The following is a 15,935-nucleotide window of genomic DNA, read 5'->3' on the forward strand; positions in this document are numbered from 1 at the left end:
GCCGGGCCGCCGGTATCGCCCCCTCGCAGGGGGTAGGCGGCCACACGAAGTGGGCAAGCCTGGGGGTGGGCTAGCTAAACAGGCGGCGCGCCAACGGCGACCCCGCCGAGAGGTCGCGCGTATCCAGCGTGTCGTAGAGCTGTTCGAGGTCGCCGCCGATCACGTCCATGGTCTCGTCGCGCAGCGGCTGGCCGTCGCTGTCGGTCACGATGCCATCCATCTCGCGCGCCAGCGTGGCAGCGGCTTCACGCATGCGCTCGAAGGGCCGCTCGATGCGATCGACCTGCGGCACGTCGAGACTCAGCGTCAGTTCGCGGATCGCCGATTGCGCCGGGTCATCCGCCAGCGCCGCTTGTGTGTCGAACGACAGGCCGAGGATCGGCGGCAATCCCACTTCGCCCGCCGGCAACACCATGCGCCCCGGAATGATCCCGGCCACGAAGCCGAGGCGTGCCGCGTTCTGCTGCACATAGCCGGGGCTCCACGCGGCGTGCCGGGCGCGCAGCACGAAGCTCAACTGTGCATCGTGCGAACTCGCGAACTGGTCGAGCTCGCGGGCCCGGCCCACTTCATCGAGCATTTCGGGAAACTCCGGCGCACCATTGACGGCGTCGGCAAAGGCCTGTGCCTTGACGACGAACTCGGAGTACTCGATCTCGTTGAGCGCCCCGGTGCGGTTCGCCAACTGCACGCCGACCTGGAAGGCGCCGTAGCGCTGGCCGGCCACCGCCGGCTCCCATTCGCCGGTGTGTTCGTTGAGGCCTTCGACCGCGACCGGCTTGCTGCCCGCCCGGCGCGTGGCCGGCATGGCGGCGATGGCCGCGTCGCCCGACGCGAGCCCGTCGAGCGAGATCGGCGCGATCACGTCGATCAGCGGATCCAGTCCGCCGCGGCGGTCGCCCGTGGGCATCGCCAGCGCGGTGGGCGCCGGCAGGTCGGGGTCGAACAGCGGCTCGTGCCGTTCGTTGCCGGGCACCTGGTGCGGATCGACATGGAGCACGGGTTCCTGCTCGCCTTGCGATGACGGCGGGGATTCGGGTGGCTCGCTGTCGCTGGCATCGGGCTGCCGGGGCGCATTGCGATGGGAGGTCCAGGCGTTGTAGCCGACGACGGTGGCAAGGACGAGTCCGCCGAGGATGGCGAGGGCGACGGTGAGGCTGCTCATGAACCGCGCTTGCTCAGGCCGCTTCGACCATCGAGACGGCCGATTCCATGTCCACGGCCACGATGCGCGAAACGCCCTGCTCCTGCATGGTCACGCCGATGAGCTGTTCGGCCATCTCCATCGCGATCTTGTTGTGGCTGATGAAGAGGAACTGGGTTTCGCGGCTCATGGCGGTCACGAGTTTGGCATAGCGCTCGGTGTTGGCGTCGTCCAGCGGCGCATCCACTTCGTCCAGCAGGCAAAACGGCGCGGGGTTGAGCTGGAAGATCGCGAAGACGAGCGCGATGGCCGTCAGCGCCTTTTCGCCGCCCGACAGCAGGTGGATGGTCTGGTTCTTCTTGCCCGGCGGCTGCGCCATCACCTGCACGCCGGAGTCGAGGATTTCGTCGCCGGTCATCATGAGCCTGGCGTTGCCGCCGCCGAACAGCTCCGGGAACATGCGACTGAAGTGCTCGTTGACGATCTTGAAGGTGCCGCCCAGCAGGTCGCGCGTCTCGGCGTCGATCTTGCGGATGGCGTCTTCGAGCGTGCCGATGGCTTCGTTCAGGTCGGCGGACTGCGCATCGAGGAAGGTCTTGCGCTCGCGTGCCACGTTCAGCTCGTCGAGCGCGGCGAGGTTGACGGCGCCGAGCGACGCCACTTCGCGGTTCAGGCGATCGATTTCGCTTTGCAGGCCGGTGAGCCGCACCTTGTCGGTCTCGATCGACAGCGCGACCGCTTCGAGATCGGCCTGGGCATCGGTCAGCAGTTGCTGGTATTGCTCGAAGCCCAGGCGCGCGGCCTGTTCCTTCAGCTGGAAGTCCGTGATGCGCTGGCGCAGCGGGTCGAGTTCGCGCTCGAGCTGCAGGCGGCGTTCGTCGCTGGCACGCAGCTTGAGCGTGAGATCGTCGTACTGGCTGCGCGAGGCGCCGAGCGCGGATTCGCGTTCGAGCTTGAGCGACAGCGCATCCTGCAGGCCGGCCTGCGCCGCCGCGTCGGAAAGGCGACCGAGTTCGGCGCGGGCGCGTTCGTCTTCCTCGTTCAGCGACACGGTCTGCTGCGTCGCCGTCTCGATGGCGCGGCTGAGTTCGCCACGCCGTGCTTCGAGCGTGCGCTGCGCGAAGGTGGCTTCCTGGGCCTGGCGCTCCAGACTGCGGTGCTGCTCTCGGCTGGCGGCCAAGGCTCGGCCGGCCTCGATCACGCGCTCATCGAGCTGGGCATGGCGCTCCTGGCTGTCGGCGAGCTGCATGTCGAGTTCTTCGAAACGTGACTCGGCCGCGACGCGCCTTTCCTGCAGTTCTTCAAGCTGGGCGTTGACCTCGCCGAGGTCGTTGGACAACTGCTCGCTGCGGGCGCGCGTCTGCTCGGCCAATTGCGAGAGGCGCAGGGTTTCGACCTGGAACTCGTGGGCGCGCGATTGCGTATCGGCGGCTTCGCGGCGCGCGGTGACCAGTCGTTGGGCTGCATCGCCGTACGCAGCCTCGGCGCGGGCGAGCGCGGTGCGCGACTCGTCGGCGATGAGCGTCTGCGCGCGCAGCTGACGTTCCAGGTTCTCCATTTCCTGCTGGCGGGCCAACAGGCCGGCCTGCTCGGAATCCTGGGCATAAAAGCTCACGCTGTGCGCCGTGACCGCGTGGCCGCTCTTGACATAGATCGCCTCGCCCGGCTGCAGCTTGTCGCGCTGCGCCAGGGCGTCTTCGAGGGTCTCCGCCGTGAAGCAGCCATGCAGCCACTCGGCCAGCAGGGCCTGCTGGCCCGCGTCGCTCAGACGCAGCAGGTCCGACAGGCGCGGCATCGTCGTCGCGCCTTGCGGCACGCCCGCCAGGGGCGGCGAGTAGAAGGCCAGCTTGGCCGGCGGTGCGTCGCCACCGAAGGCGCGGACCATGTCGAGCCGGCTGACCTCGAGGGCACCCAGGCGCTCGCGCAGCGCGGATTCGAGGGCGTTTTCCCAGCCCTGCTCGACGTGGATGCGACTCCAGAGGCCCTGCAGGCTTTCGAGGCCATGCTTGGCGAGCCAGGGCGCGAGCTTGCCGTCGGTCTTGACCTTCTCCTGGAGCGCCTTGAGCGCTTCGAGTCGCGCCGAGAGTTCGGCATGGCGCGCACCCTCGGTGTTGACGGCCTGCTGGCGGTTGCGGCGATCGTCATCGAGCTGCGGCACGGCTTCCTGCAGATCCTGCAATCGCGCGTCGGCTTCGGCGGATGCTTCCTGGGCCGCGGCGAGTTGCTCCTGCAAGTCGCGCAGGCGCGCTTCGTCGGGCGCTGCCAGTGCGTTCTGGTCGGTGCGCAGTCGCTCGGCACGCTGGTTGAGCTGGCGGCTCTGCTCCTCGATGTTGCGCTGGTCGGCCGCAAGCACCTGGATCTGCTGCTGCACCTGGGAGACCGTCGCGCGCTGGGCATTGGCCTCGTCCTGTGCGCGCTGTTGCGCATCTTCGAGTTCCGGCATGCGAGCGTCGTGCTCCTCGAGCTGCGCGGCCAGCAGTTCGGCCTGCTCTTCCGCGTTCACGCCTTGGCCGGCGAGGGTCTCGATCTCGGCTTCGGCATCTTCGCGGCGGGTGCTCCACTGCGCGATCTGTTCGCGCAGTTGCACGAGGCGTTGTTCGACACGCTGGCGGCCTTCGACCACGAAGCGGATCTCGCCTTCGAGCCGGCCGACTTCGGCGCTGGCTTCGTACAGCTTGCCTTGCGCCTGATTGACCTGGTCACCGGCGGCGTAGTGGGCCTGCCGCACGGTTTCGAGTTCGGCCTCGATGTGGCGCAGGTCGGCCGTGCGTGATTCGAGGTCGTTGATGGCCTTCTCGGCGTCGGCCTTGACGCGGGCCTGGTCGGATTCGCTTTCGGTGCGCTTCAGGAACCACAGCTGGTGCTGCTTGCGCGTGGCGTCGCCGGTCAGCGTGTTGTAGCGTGCGGCGACCTCGGCCTGCTTCTCCAGCCTTTCGAGGTTGCTGTTGAGTTCACGCAGGATGTCTTCGACGCGCGTGAGGTTCTCGCGCGTGTCGCCGAGGCGGTTCTCGGTCTCGCGGCGGCGTTCCTTGTACTTGGAAACCCCGGCCGCCTCTTCGAGGAAGAGACGCAACTCCTCGGGCTTCGACTCGATGATCCGGCTGATCGTGCCCTGCCCGATGATGGCGTAGGCGCGCGGGCCGAGGCCGGTGCCGAGGAACACGTCCTGCACGTCGCGGCGGCGCACCGGCTGGTTGTTGATGTAGTAGCTGGAGTTGCCGTCGCGGGTCAGCACGCGCTTGACCGCGATTTCCGCGAACTGCGACCACTGGCCCCCGGCACGGTGGTCGGCGTTGTCGAACACCAGTTCCACGCTCGAACGGCTCGCCTGCTTGCGGGTGGTCGTGCCGTTGAAGATGACGTCCTGCATCGACTCGCCGCGAAGTTCGGAAGCGCGGGACTCGCCGAGCACCCAGCGCACGGCGTCCATGATGTTCGACTTGCCGCAACCGTTGGGACCGACCACGCCCACGAGTTGGCCCGGCAGCAGGAAATTGGTGGGTTCGGCGAACGACTTGAAGCCGGAAAGCTTGATGGAATTGAGACGCACGGCGGGTCAGCCCTAAGGCAAGGTGTTGATTTGTAAGGGGATTTCGCTGGCCTGGACCCGGAAGATCGGCCGCCACCTGAGGCGAGGATGATAACGTGCAGGCCATGAGCGAGACCCCCGTTTTCCCTGCTATCGGCCGTCGCGTCTTGCTGCTTGCGTCGGTCGTCGCGGCGATGGGCCTGACCGCGTGCACGAGCACCGAGCGCGCCGAGCCCTACGGCAACAAGGAATGGCTCCAGACGGGCGCCAACCGCATCGCCAACCTGGCGCTGCGCGACAACCTCCAGTCCGTGCGCCGGGTGCAGGTGTCCTTGTACCGGCGCAATCCGCGTGAGTGGCGCAAGTGGGCCACCAGCGCGGACGATGCGATCCAGCGCACCTGGGATTCGATCTCGCACGAGACCGCCCTGCCCCAGTTGCATGGCGCCACCGGCATCGACGCCATCCGCCTCGCGTTCGACACCGGCCCCAAGCCCTACGAGGGCGACCGCGTCGCGGCGCTGGTGGTCGGTTGGGCGGCGCTGCTCAAGCAGGCCAACGGTAACACCTGGGACCAGACGATGCTCGACGGCGTCAACGCCGAGAACAGCTTTCGCGCTGCGCGCAATGTGGAGATCTCGCTGTGGCTCATCGGCTCCAAGACCGGGCCGGACGGGCAGCCCCTGCTTCTTGCCACGGAGATCAGCGAGCGGGGGCGCAACCTGCTGGTCGATCGCGAACTGTCGAAGGTGGTCGCGCGGCTCGACCTGCTGGCCGCACAGGCGGACGAGAAGTACCGGCGCGCGGCGCTGGACTTCAGCCAGAACTGGTTTCTGGGTAGCCTCGGGCCCTTCTTTTCGATGGTTCCGAAGAACTGATTCCGATGGTTCGGCTATGGCGGCCGTTCGCGCTTCTGTCAGGCAACAACGATGGCGCGGTTTCCCTGCAAAGCGTGCTGGCGCCCGGCATGCAGTGACGCGATTTCGTCGACGGCTTCGACGAGGACCACGGCTCGATCCTGCGATCGCCCGAGCTGGTCGACAAGCTCATGCTGCGCATGCGGGAGGCGTCGAAGCCCTAGAACCACGCCGCGCCGGGATGACGCTTGCGCCAGGACGCTACGCTGGCGTTCGTCTCGATGTGCTCGGCCAGGCGCGTGCGGTGGGCAGGCGTGAGCGGCAGTGTCTTCAGCAAGCCGGGCCAGGTCGTCATCGCCCGGTCGACGCAATCCGAGACCACTTCGGAGAGTTGCTTTTCGGGAATGTCCCAGGCATTGGCGAGCTGGCGCAGCGTGCCGGGCGTGAGCAGGGTGCGGTCCTTCTGGCCCGGAAAGAACTGCAGGCCGTGCCCCGATCCCTTGAAGTAGACGCCGTATGCGACGATGTCGTAGGCCCTCGAGAGTTCGGGCTTGATCTGCCCCGGCGGGTAGACGAGGCTGAAGTTCTTCAGGTGCGCGTCGTAGTTGCCCAGCAGTTCCGACACCTTGATGCGCCGAAGCAGTTCGGCAACGTCCGCCAAGCCCCGGGCCGAGCGACGCTTGAGCAGCAGGCCGATGGCCGCGTAGGTTCCCGAATACTTGTATTCGGACGGGGTACCGGTGACTTGTGCAAAGTCTTCCATGTGCAGGCGCCGCGTCTCAGTGTCGACGTCGCGATCGAAGCGGGACACCAGCAGAAAGTTACGCTCGTCTTTCTGCAGGGCGTAGGGCAACTGGTCCGCAATGGCCGACAGCGGTTGCAGCGAGAACTCGCAAGTGTTCACGCCAGCCGCGGCGGCCAGCTTCAGCGAGCTGTACTCGACTTCGGGGAGCCTGTCGTATTCGGAAGTCGGCAGCTTGCCGATGAAGTGCCGTTGGTCCGATTGCTTCGAACGCATCACGTAGCGTCCCTCGCCGCCGTCGACGAGCGCCACCTTCGGCTGGACACCCGAGATCGAGGTTTGCTGCGGCGTGGGCACCTGCCCCGAACTCATCTCGTAGCTGTCTCGGCTCTGGCCGATCAGCCGCCCCAGCGCGACCTCGTCGAGCGTCTCGGCATTCGCCCAGACGTCGCCGGGGAGATCGGCGCCGCAGGCCGCCAGCAGGCCGAGCTCGTCGTCCACGTCGAGGCCCAGGTCGCCGATGAGCTGCTTGCGCAGCGGACCTTCGGGAAGCAGGTTCTGGAAGAAAGGCGGCAAGCCGAACTTGCCGTCGCCGCGATTCACGTCCAGGGCGGGGTCCAGCAACTGCGCGACCGTGGCGGCCTCGGCTTCCGCGATCGCCTGCGCCGCACGCTCGCCGCCGCCCGAGACAGGCGGGGCCACCACGTAGAGCTGCGACAGCACGGGCCGCGCCGGATCCTTGGCGTAGGCGTCGTCGAACCGGAAGTAGACGCGTCCGTCGTCGAGGCCGAACAACGACCCGACATCGGCCGTTCCGCGCCGGATCCGCAATGACCGGACGACACTCATCGCAGCCGTCCCGGCGGCGGGCTCCTGCGAGACCTCGGCATGAGGCTGCTCACTTCATCCTGAAGGCCCGTGGGCTTGGTTTCCAGGTCACCGCGGGTCAGATCGGCGACAACCTGCGGCACGAACTGCATCTCCAGCCCCAGCGTCCTGAGCAATGCGAGCAAGGTGTTGAGTTCGACGTTGCCGCGCCCGGCTTCGAGCGCGCCGAGCGTGTTGCGGGAAACGCCGGCCTGCAAGGCGAGTTCGGAAGCGGTCATGGCGCGATCCTTGCGCGCCTGTCGCAGGAAGTTGCCGATGGCGGCGAGGTTGGTCATGCTCATCCAGATGTGCAAAGGGTGGCTATGCACATGATATTGAGCAATGCAAAGGAGAAAGTCAACCGTTTTAGCCCATTAAGTTGAGCAACTCAAGATCTGCACACTTTGCTGAGCACCACTGCAAGGAAGCGCTTCGCCCGGCCCCGCCCCTAGAATGATTTCCAGATTCCAATCCAATCAACCAGGAACCTCATGAGCTCCATCAACTTCATCGGCGGCGAAAAGGGCGGTGTCGGCAAGTCGGTCACCGCACGGGTTCTGGCGCAGTACTTCATCGATCACAGCCGTCCTTTCGTCGGCTTCGACACCGATCGCTCCCACAGCTCCTTCACCCGCTTCTACGAAGGTTTCGCCTCGCCGGTCGTGGTGGACAGCTTCGAAGGCCTCGACACGGTCGTGAACGGCTTCGAAACCAATCCGCAGCAGAGCGTGATCGTCGACCTGGCGGCGCAGACGCTGGCGCCGCTGTCGCGATGGATCAAGGAATCCGACCTGTTCGACGTGTTCGCCGAGTTGGGCGTGGCCGTCAACTTCTGGCACGTGCTCGACGACGGCAAGGATTCGAGCGACCTGCTCGGCATCCTGATCGACACCTTCGGCGATCGGCCGAACTACATCGTGGTGCAGAACTACGGCCGCGGGAACGACTTCGGCCTGCTGCTCGGATCGCAGTCGCTCAGCAAGGCGACGGCCAACGGCGCGCGCGTGATCGCCCTGCCCCGGCTGCATGACGCGAGCATGCGCAAGATCGATGCGCGCAATACGAGCTTCTGGAAGGCGGTCAACGACCGCGAAGGTCCGCACGCGCTGGGGTTGCTCGAACGCCAGCGGGTGAAGACCTGGCTGGCTACGGCTTACGCAGCCTTCGACACATTGCCCCTGTAGGTCGCTCCCAGGCGTCAGGGGGCGTTGCGGGGCGTGCGGCGGAAGATCAGGACCAGCAGCAATACCGCGAAAACGGTAAACGCGATGAAGGACCAGTTCGCGATCGACAGGCCGAGGAAGGTCCAGTCGATTTGCGAGCAGTCGCCGGCGCCGCGGAAGATCATCGGCAAGGCGCGCTGCAGCGGGAAGGTCTCGATCATTCCGTAGATGTCGCGGCCGCAGGAGACGACTTCCGGCGGATGCCACTGAAGCCAGCTCTGGCGCGCGGCGGTGTAGGCGCCACCGACAGCCATGATGAGACCCAGCAGCGATCCGGTCACCTGCAGGCCCCTGCGGTTGCTGGCGGCAGCGATGGCCGCGAAAACCGCGACCAGCACCAGTGCATAGCGCTGCACGATGCACATCGGGCACGGCTCGAGGCCGACCACGTGCTGCAGGTACATGCCGAAGGCCAGCATCGCGACGCAAGCCGCGACGATCAGGGCGAATGCGCGCCGCGGCGCACCGAAATACCAGTCGATCAAGGTGAAACCCATTCTTCTACGAACACCCGGGCCTTGCGGGGCGTGGCGACGACGGTGTCGCCTTCCTTCAGGCCCAGGTCCCGGAACTGTTGCGCAGGGAGTTGCGCTTCGATGATGGTTCCGGAGCCTGGATTATCAGGATTCGATTCGACCGGTTCGAGTTCCAGTCGCGCGATGGGACCGACGACGATGGCGCGGCTCAAGGTCGCGACGATGCCGGTCGCGCCCTGGGTGTAGCGCTCGACGGTCAGGTCGTGCGGCCGCACGTAGGCGAGCGCCTTGCCGTCGCGGAACGCACGCTCCTGCGTGTCGATGCGGATGCCTTCGACATGCACCTCCCCCTCGTGCGCGCGGCCATGGAACAGGTTCACGTCGCCGAGGAAACCGTAGACGAAGGGGCTCGCGGGGTGGTCCCACACGTCCTGCGGGGAACCGACCTGTTCGACGCGACCGCTGTTCATCAGCACCACGCGGTCGGCCACTTCGAGGGCCTCCTCCTGGTCGTGCGTGACAAAGATGCTGGTCACATGCAGCTCGTCGTGCAGGCGGCGCAGCCAGCGGCGCAGTTCCTTGCGCACCTTGGCGTCGAGGGCGCCGAAAGGCTCGTCGAGCAGCAGGACCTTGGGTTCCACCGCGAGCGCCCGCGCCAGCGCGATGCGTTGCCGCTGGCCGCCGGACAACTGCGACGGGTAGCGGTCCGCCAGCCAGTCGAGTTGGACCAGCTTGAGCAGGTCGTGCACCTTGGCCTTGATCTGCGCTTCGCTCGGACGCGTGCCGCGCGGCTTCACACGCAGCCCGAAGGCCACGTTCTCGAACACCGTCATGTGGCGGAACAGCGCGTAGTGCTGGAACACGAAGCCCACCTGCCGCTCGCGCACGTGCACATCGGTGGTGTCCTCGCCCGAGAACAGGATGCTCCCCGCATCCGCCGTCTCCAGGCCCGCGATGATGCGAAGCAGCGTGGTCTTGCCGCAGCCCGAAGGGCCGAGCAACGCGACCAGTTCGCCCGACGACACGTCGAGGTTCACATCGCGCAGCGCGTGGAAGTCACCGAACTGCTTGCTGACGTTGCGGATTTCGATACTCATGATTTCTCTCTTTCAGGTCGCGACGGCCGAGGGGCGTTCCGGCGGCAGGTCGGCGAGCGCCTTCATCTCGCGCTCGTGGCGCCATTCGACGAGGGACTTGATGACCAGCGTGACCAGCGCCAGGATCGCCAGCAGCGAAGCCACCGCGAACGCGGCGACGGACTGGTATTCGTTGTAGAGCACTTCCACGTGCAGCGGCATGGTGTTGGTCTGGCCGCGGATGTGGCCCGACACGACCGACACCGCACCGAACTCGCCCATCGCGCGCGCGTTGCAGAGAATCACGCCGTAGATCAGGCCCCACTTGATGTTGGGCAGCGTCACGCGCCAGAAGGTCTGCCAGCCGGTCGCACCCAGCACGATGGCGGCCTGCTCTTCTTCGGTGCCCTGCGCCTGCATGAGCGGGATCAGTTCGCGCGCGATGAACGGGAAGGTCACGAACACGGTCGCCAGCACGATGCCGGGCACGGCAAAGATGATCTTGATGTCGTGCGCCGCGAGCCACGGACCGAACCAGCCCTGCGCGCCGAACACCAGCACGTAGATCAGGCCCGCCACCACAGGCGACACAGCGAAGGGCAGGTCCACCAGGGTCGTGAGGAAGGCCTTGCCCTTGAACTCGAACTTCGCGATGGCCCATGCGGCCGCGATGCCGAAGACGAGGTTCAGCGGCACGGCGATCGCCGCGGTGAGCAAGGTCAGGCGGATGGCGCTCCAGGCATCCGGCTCCTTCAGCGCGTCGACGTAGGCGCCGAATCCCTTGCGCAATGCCTCGGCCGCGACAGCGGCCAGCGGCAGCACGAGGAACAGCAGCATGAAGGCCATCGCGATGCCGATCAGGGTCCAGCGGACCCACGCGGCTTCGGTCGTGCCCGCCTTGGCGCGGCGAATGGTCCTGGCGTTCGCGCTCATGACGAAGCTCCCGAACGGCGGCGCTGCCAGCCCTGAAGACCATTGATGACCAGCAGCAGGACGAAGGAGATCACCAGCATCACCAGCGCCACCGCCGTCGCGCCCGCGTAGTCGTACTGCTCCAGCTTGCCGATGATGATCAGCGGCGTGATCTCCGAGATCATCGGCATATTGCCGGCGATGAAGATGACCGAACCGTATTCGCCGATCGCGCGCGCGAAGGCCATCGCGAAGCCGGTCAGCAGCGCCGGCATGATCGACGGCAGGATCACCTTCGTGAAGGTCTGCAGGCGCGTCGCGCCGAGGCTGGTCGCGGCTTCTTCGAGTTCTTTCTCGGTGTCTTCGAGAACGGGCTGGACCGTGCGCACCACGAAGGGCAAGCCGATGAAGATCAGCGCGATGACGACGCCCGCCGGCGTGAACGCCAGCTTGATGCCCATCGGTTCGAGGAACTGGCCGATCCAGCCATTGCCGGCCAACAGCGCCGTGAGCGAGATGCCGGCCACGGCGGTGGGCAATGCGAACGGCAGGTCGACCAGCGCATCGACGATGCGCTTGCCCGGGAACTTGTAGCGCACCAGCACCCAGGCGACGAGCAGGCCGAACACGAGGTTGACCAGCGCGGCGATCAGCGATGCGCCGAAAGTCAGGCGGTACGAGGCCATGACGCGCGGCGCTGTCACCGCCACCCAGAAGTGCTCCCAATCCATCGTGAAGGTCTTGAAGACCAGCGCCGACAGCGGGATCAGGACGATCAGGCTGAGGTACAGCAACGAATAGCCGAGCGTCAGGTGAAAACCCGGCAGCACGCGCCGGGACACCCCGGTGTTGCCCGCACGCGCAAGCGGCGCCGCCGAAGACGGCAGCGCCGAAGAAACAGCACCGCTCATCGGATCCCCACGCTCCGCGCTGGCGCGTCGTTGCTGCCCCCCGAGGGGGCCTTCGCTTGCTCGAAGCGGTTCGGCACTGCGCTCATTTACTTCACGCCAGGCGTGTAGAGCCGGTCGAACTGCCCGCCGTCATTGAAGTGAACCTTCTGCGCTTCGCTCAGGCTGCCGAACAGTTCCTGCACGGTGAAGAGTTGCACCGGCTTGAAGGTCGAGGCGAACTTCTTGAGGACGGCTTCCGAGCGTGGACGCAGTGCGTGCTTGGCGGCGATCTCCTGCGCTTCGTCGGAATAGAGGTAGTCGAGGTAGGCCTTGGCGAGTTCGCCGGTGCCCTTCTTCGCGACCGTGCGTTCAACCACCGCGACGGGGTTTTCGGCCAGGATGCTGATCGAGGGGTAGATGGCATCGACCTTGCCCGCGCCGAACTCGCGATCGATGGAGACCACTTCGGATTCGAAGGTGATCAGCACGTCGCCGATGTTGCGTTGCAGGAAGGCAGTGGTCGCGTCGCGGCCGCCGCGCGCAAGGATGGGCACGTTCTTGAACAACTTGCCGACGAACTCCGCCGCCTGCGCGTCGGTGCCGCCCTTCTTCTTCACGTAGCCCCAGGCAGCGAGGTAGGCGTAGCGGCCATTGCCGCCGGTCTTCGGGTTCACGACCACGACCTGAACGCCGGGCTTGATCAGGTCGTCCCAGTCCTTGATGCCCTTCGGGTTGCCGTTGCGCGTCAGGAACAGCATCGTCGAGGTGGTGGGCGACGCGTTGTAGGGGAAGCGCTTGGCCCAGTCTTTGGCCACCACGCCGGCGTTCGCGAGGAATTCGATGTCGGTGCTGGTGTTCATCGTCACCACGTCGGCGTCCAGGCCGTCGGCCACGGCGCGCGCCTGGGCGCTCGAACCGGCGTGCGACTGGTCGATCTTGACTTCCTTGCCCGTCGTCTTCTTGTAGTTGGCCACGAACGCGGCGTTGTAGTCCTTGTAGAACTCGCGCGCCACGTCGTAGGAAACATTGAGAAGGCTGGTCTGGGCCGAGGCGGCGCCGGAAGCCGCGAGCACCAGCGCGCCGAGGATCGTTTTGATTCTGGAAGTCATAGAGTTGCCAAAGGTTCGAAATTGCGCGAGCCGCCCATGAGAGGGGTCGGCTCGTCCGTGAGGGATTGGAGCAGAGCCAGGCCGAGGGGCCAGTCGCCGTGTCCGGATTCGATATTGATGTGGCCGGCATTCTGCATCCGAACGAATTCGCTTCCCCAGGCGCGGGCATACGCGCCTGCGAGCCGCACCGGGCAGAAGGGATCGTTGCTGCTGGCGACGACGATGCTGCGGTACGGCAGCTTGGCGTAAGGCACGGGCGCGAAATCCGACAGCACGGCACGCCGTTCCGGGTCGGCGGGTGCGACCAGCAACGCGCCGCTGATGCGCGCCGCGGCGGCTTCGGAGAGATGCGTGGTGGCGATGCAGCCCAGGCTGTGCGCGGCGATGATCACCGGACCCGAGCTTTCGAGCACGCGCTTTTCGAGCGAAGCGACCCAGGCGGCGCGGCTCGGCGTGATCCAGTCGTCCTGCTCGACGCGCACCGCGCCCTGCATCCGCTCGGCCCACAGGCTTTGCCAGTGGCCGGGGCCGGAATCGCGCCAGCCGGGCACGATCACGATGGTGGGTTGCGTCACGCGGAGTCGCTCATCTTGAAAAGAACCCGCGATTCTGCGAAGCATTGCTTCAATGACAAACGAATATCTACTTGTTTGAATATGGCGTTTTTCGCATAAGGAGCTATCCGGCCAGATCGTGCGGCTCGTCACTGTCGAGGTTTTCGATCAGGAAATCGATCAGTCGCCGGACCGCCGGAACCAGCGCACGACGCGCCGGGAACATGACGTGGGTGATGCCCGGCGCGGGTCCCCAGCCAGGCAGCACCTCCACCAGCGCGCCCGACTTGAGGTCGCCCCGGCACATGTAGTCCGGCAGCACGGAAGCGCCGACCCCCTGGACGACCGCGAACTTGAGGGTCAGCAGATCGTCCGCGACGTAGCGCGGCGTATGCGTATGCACGATCACCTTGCCCGCCGGGCCCTCGAGCCGCCAGTTGGTGCGGCCGTCGCCGGTGGACATCGAGACCGTGTCGATCCTGTGAAGGTCGGCCGGCGTCAGCACCGGCCCCTGTCGCTTCAACTGGTCGGGATTGCCGACCAGGATGCCCCGGCTGATGCCGAAGGTCCTGGCGACCAGCGTCGAGCTGTCCTCGATCTCGGGCCGCACGCGCAGCGCAAGATCGACGCCCTCCTCGACCGGATCGACCGGCCGGTTCAGCACGCGCATCTCGACACGCACCGCCGGATAGCGCGCCAGGAACTGGGGCATCAGCGGCCCGACGCTGCTCTGCGCCAGCGTCACCGGGCAGCTCAGCCGCACGGTGCCGCTCGGCTCGGTCTGCACCTGCGCTACTGCTTCCGACGCTGCCTGGGCCGCGTCGCGCATCGCGGCGCAATGGCGCAGGTAGATCTCGCCTGCGGGCGTGAGGGACAGGCGCCGGGTGCTGCGCTGCATCAACTGCACGCCGAGTTCGGCTTCCAGGTCGGCCACACGGCGCGAGAGCCGCGACTTCGGGATGCCCAGCGCCCGGCTTGCCGCGGCAAACCCGCCACGTTCGGCAACCTCCGCGAAAAACACCATGTCGTTCAGGTCTTGCATCGCTTCATTGTCCTATCCATGGAACGAATTAAGCCATTTTTGCCGACTTATCAGTTAATCGCCACAAAAATAGAATTCTCGTCACGCCGACCGATTTCAGTGCCGGCACCTTTCAGAGAAAGCATTGATCATGAAACTGCTGCACGTCGATTCCAGCGTCCTGGGCACCAACTCCGTTTCCCGCCAACTGACCGCCGAAGTGGTGGCCGAATGGCGCAAGGCTCACCCCCACACGACCGTCGACTACCTCGACCTGGCGGTGGACACCCCCAACCATTTCAGCGCCGACGCGCTCGGCATCAAGGTCGGCGTGCAAGCCGAACCTACCGCGGCCCAGCGCCACGAGAACGAAGTCTCCGAGCGCCTGGTGAACCAGTTCCTCGCCGCTGACGTGATCGTCGTGGGCGCGCCGCTGTACAACTTTACGGTGCCGACCCAGCTCAAGGCCTGGATCGACCGCCTGGCCCAGGCCGGCCGCACCTTCAAGTACACCGACAAGGGCCCGGTCGGCCTCGCCACCGGCAAGACCCTGATCGTCGCCTCGACCCGCGGCGGCATCTACTCGACCAGCGAAGGCGGCCAGGCGATGGAACATCAGGAAAGCTACCTGAAGGTGGTGTTCGGCTTCTTCGGCGTGACCGACGTGCGCTTCGTGCGTGCCGAAGGCGTAGCGATGGGCGATGCACCCAAGGCCGCCGCCCTGGACTCGGCCCGCTCGGACATCGCTACGGCGACCGGCAAGGCTGCCAATCAGGACGTCGCCGCACTGGCTGCGTAATCCACGTCGCTGCTCGCGCACCGGCCGACGGTGCGCTCCGCAAGAACCGCTGACACCGCGAGGTCTCAGCGGTTCTGCGTTTGGGGCCGCAGGCCTCCGTAATTCCGCCTCGCGCTCAGTTCGAGTGGTCCTTGATCCAGGCTACGTACTTGTCGACCCAGCTTTGGAGAAATTGCTTGGTCGGGCCTTCGGCGACATGGCCTTTGTCGTCGAAAAGGCCTTCCTTGTTCTGCAGGAAGACCTCGGGCTGGCCGAGGGTCGGCATGTCCAGATAGGCCATCACCGTGCGCAGCTGCTGCTGGGCCACCGCCGTGCCGATCTGGCCGACCGAAATGCCGAGGACGCCCGCGGGCTTGCCCGCCCATGCGCTCTGCCCGTACGGGCGCGATGCGTTGTCGATCGCATTCTTCAACACGCCGGGAATCGCGCGGTTGTATTCGGGCGTCACGAAGAGAACACCATCCGCCGCTGCGATCTGCGTCTTGAGACGCTTGACCGATGGTGCCTGATTGCCGTCCTCGTCCTGGTTGTAGTGCGGGAGGTCATCGATCTGCACGTGCTCGAAGGTGAAATCCGAGGGCGCGAGGTGCGCGACGGCGAGAGCGAGCTTCCGATTGAACGAATCCTTGCGCAGGCTTCCGATGACAACGGCAATCTTTTTCTGGGCCATGAAAACTCCTTGACGGTGGTTGAAGGAACTCGCGACGCATTATGCGAAGCGCACAAGACCTTATCC

At 66.0% G+C, this 15,935-nt stretch carries 15 protein-coding genes; 3 read left to right on the forward strand and 12 right to left on the reverse strand.

Annotated features, from left to right (window positions below):
- Positions 1-70 precede the first annotated feature (70 nt).
- Together ACSFBL_RS21465 and smc are read right to left on the reverse strand one after the other, a co-directional pair.
- Positions 71-1,165 carry a cell division protein ZipA C-terminal FtsZ-binding domain-containing protein gene (locus ACSFBL_RS21465; protein WP_435517846.1) on the reverse strand — a complete coding sequence of 365 codons (1,095 nt, stop codon included), beginning with the start codon at positions 1,163-1,165 and terminating at the stop codon, positions 71-73.
- Between the two features lie 13 nt (positions 1,166-1,178).
- Positions 1,179-4,694 carry a chromosome segregation protein SMC gene (gene smc, locus ACSFBL_RS21470; RefSeq protein WP_435517847.1) on the reverse strand — a complete coding sequence of 1,172 codons (3,516 nt, stop codon included), beginning with the start codon at positions 4,692-4,694 and terminating at the stop codon, positions 1,179-1,181.
- 104 nt (positions 4,695-4,798) lie between these two features.
- On the opposite strand from smc, the gene ACSFBL_RS21475 reads away from it, so the two are divergent.
- Positions 4,799-5,551, forward strand: coding sequence for a hypothetical protein (locus tag ACSFBL_RS21475; protein ID WP_435517848.1), 753 nt, complete (start codon positions 4,799-4,801; stop codon positions 5,549-5,551).
- Positions 5,552-5,750: 199 nt separating this feature from the next.
- On the opposite strand, the gene ACSFBL_RS21480 is transcribed toward ACSFBL_RS21475, so the two are convergent.
- On the reverse strand, positions 5,751-7,121 hold the full coding sequence (locus ACSFBL_RS21480; RefSeq protein ID WP_435517849.1) for a type II toxin-antitoxin system HipA family toxin: 1,371 nt from the start codon (positions 7,119-7,121) through the stop codon (positions 5,751-5,753).
- A complete protein-coding gene (locus ACSFBL_RS21485; RefSeq protein ID WP_435517850.1) occupies positions 7,118-7,435 on the reverse strand; it encodes a helix-turn-helix transcriptional regulator in 318 nt (105 codons plus the stop codon). The genes ACSFBL_RS21480 and ACSFBL_RS21485 overlap by 4 nt, the downstream gene beginning before the upstream one ends.
- 195 nt (positions 7,436-7,630) lie before the next feature.
- Between ACSFBL_RS21485 and ACSFBL_RS21490 the strand changes: the two genes are divergently transcribed.
- A complete protein-coding gene (locus ACSFBL_RS21490; protein WP_435517851.1) occupies positions 7,631-8,323 on the forward strand; it encodes a P-loop NTPase family protein in 693 nt (230 codons plus the stop codon).
- 14 nt (positions 8,324-8,337) lie between these two features.
- Here ACSFBL_RS21490 and ACSFBL_RS21495 read toward each other — a convergent pair whose 3' ends face one another.
- The 7 genes from ACSFBL_RS21495 to ACSFBL_RS21525 all read right to left on the reverse strand — a co-directional run bounded on the left by ACSFBL_RS21495 (position 8,338) and on the right by ACSFBL_RS21525 (position 14,421).
- Positions 8,338-8,859, reverse strand: a complete 522-nt coding sequence (locus ACSFBL_RS21495; protein WP_435517852.1) for a disulfide bond formation protein B — start codon at positions 8,857-8,859, stop codon at positions 8,338-8,340.
- The gene (locus ACSFBL_RS21500) at positions 8,844-9,935 is read right to left on the reverse strand and encodes a sulfate/molybdate ABC transporter ATP-binding protein (RefSeq protein WP_435517853.1); all 1,092 of its coding nucleotides are present in this window, start codon (positions 9,933-9,935) and stop codon (positions 8,844-8,846) included. Before ACSFBL_RS21500 ends, ACSFBL_RS21495 begins: the two co-directional genes overlap by 16 nt.
- A 12-nt stretch (positions 9,936-9,947) precedes the next feature.
- Positions 9,948-10,847: a sulfate ABC transporter permease subunit CysW gene (gene cysW, locus ACSFBL_RS21505; protein WP_435517854.1), complete on the reverse strand. Its 900-nt coding sequence runs from the start codon at positions 10,845-10,847 to the stop codon at positions 9,948-9,950.
- Positions 10,844-11,737: a sulfate ABC transporter permease subunit CysT gene (gene cysT, locus ACSFBL_RS21510; RefSeq protein ID WP_435517855.1), complete on the reverse strand. Its 894-nt coding sequence runs from the start codon at positions 11,735-11,737 to the stop codon at positions 10,844-10,846. Before cysT ends, cysW begins: the two co-directional genes overlap by 4 nt.
- A gap of 86 nt (positions 11,738-11,823) precedes the next feature.
- The gene (locus ACSFBL_RS21515; RefSeq protein WP_435517856.1) at positions 11,824-12,825 is read right to left on the reverse strand and encodes a sulfate ABC transporter substrate-binding protein; all 1,002 of its coding nucleotides are present in this window, start codon (positions 12,823-12,825) and stop codon (positions 11,824-11,826) included.
- Positions 12,822-13,445 (reverse strand): RBBP9/YdeN family alpha/beta hydrolase, encoded by a 624-nt coding sequence (locus ACSFBL_RS21520; protein WP_435518120.1) that lies wholly within the window; start codon positions 13,443-13,445, stop codon positions 12,822-12,824. Before ACSFBL_RS21520 ends, ACSFBL_RS21515 begins: the two co-directional genes overlap by 4 nt.
- A 58-nt stretch (positions 13,446-13,503) precedes the next feature.
- Complete coding sequence (locus ACSFBL_RS21525; RefSeq protein WP_435517857.1) at positions 13,504-14,421, reverse strand: LysR family transcriptional regulator; 918 nt, start codon at positions 14,419-14,421, stop codon at positions 13,504-13,506.
- A 130-nt stretch (positions 14,422-14,551) separates the two neighbouring features.
- On the opposite strand from ACSFBL_RS21525, the gene ACSFBL_RS21530 reads away from it, so the two are divergent.
- Positions 14,552-15,199, forward strand: a complete 648-nt coding sequence (locus ACSFBL_RS21530; protein ID WP_435517858.1) for an FMN-dependent NADH-azoreductase — start codon at positions 14,552-14,554, stop codon at positions 15,197-15,199.
- Positions 15,200-15,314: 115 nt separating this feature from the next.
- Here ACSFBL_RS21530 and ACSFBL_RS21535 read toward each other — a convergent pair whose 3' ends face one another.
- Complete coding sequence (locus tag ACSFBL_RS21535; protein ID WP_435517859.1) at positions 15,315-15,869, reverse strand: NADPH-dependent FMN reductase; 555 nt, start codon at positions 15,867-15,869, stop codon at positions 15,315-15,317.
- Positions 15,870-15,935: the final 66 nt, after the last annotated feature.

It is taken from the genome of Variovorax glacialis (assembly GCF_051216375.1).
In the GTDB taxonomy this organism is placed as follows: Bacteria; Pseudomonadota; Gammaproteobacteria; order Burkholderiales; family Burkholderiaceae_C; genus Variovorax.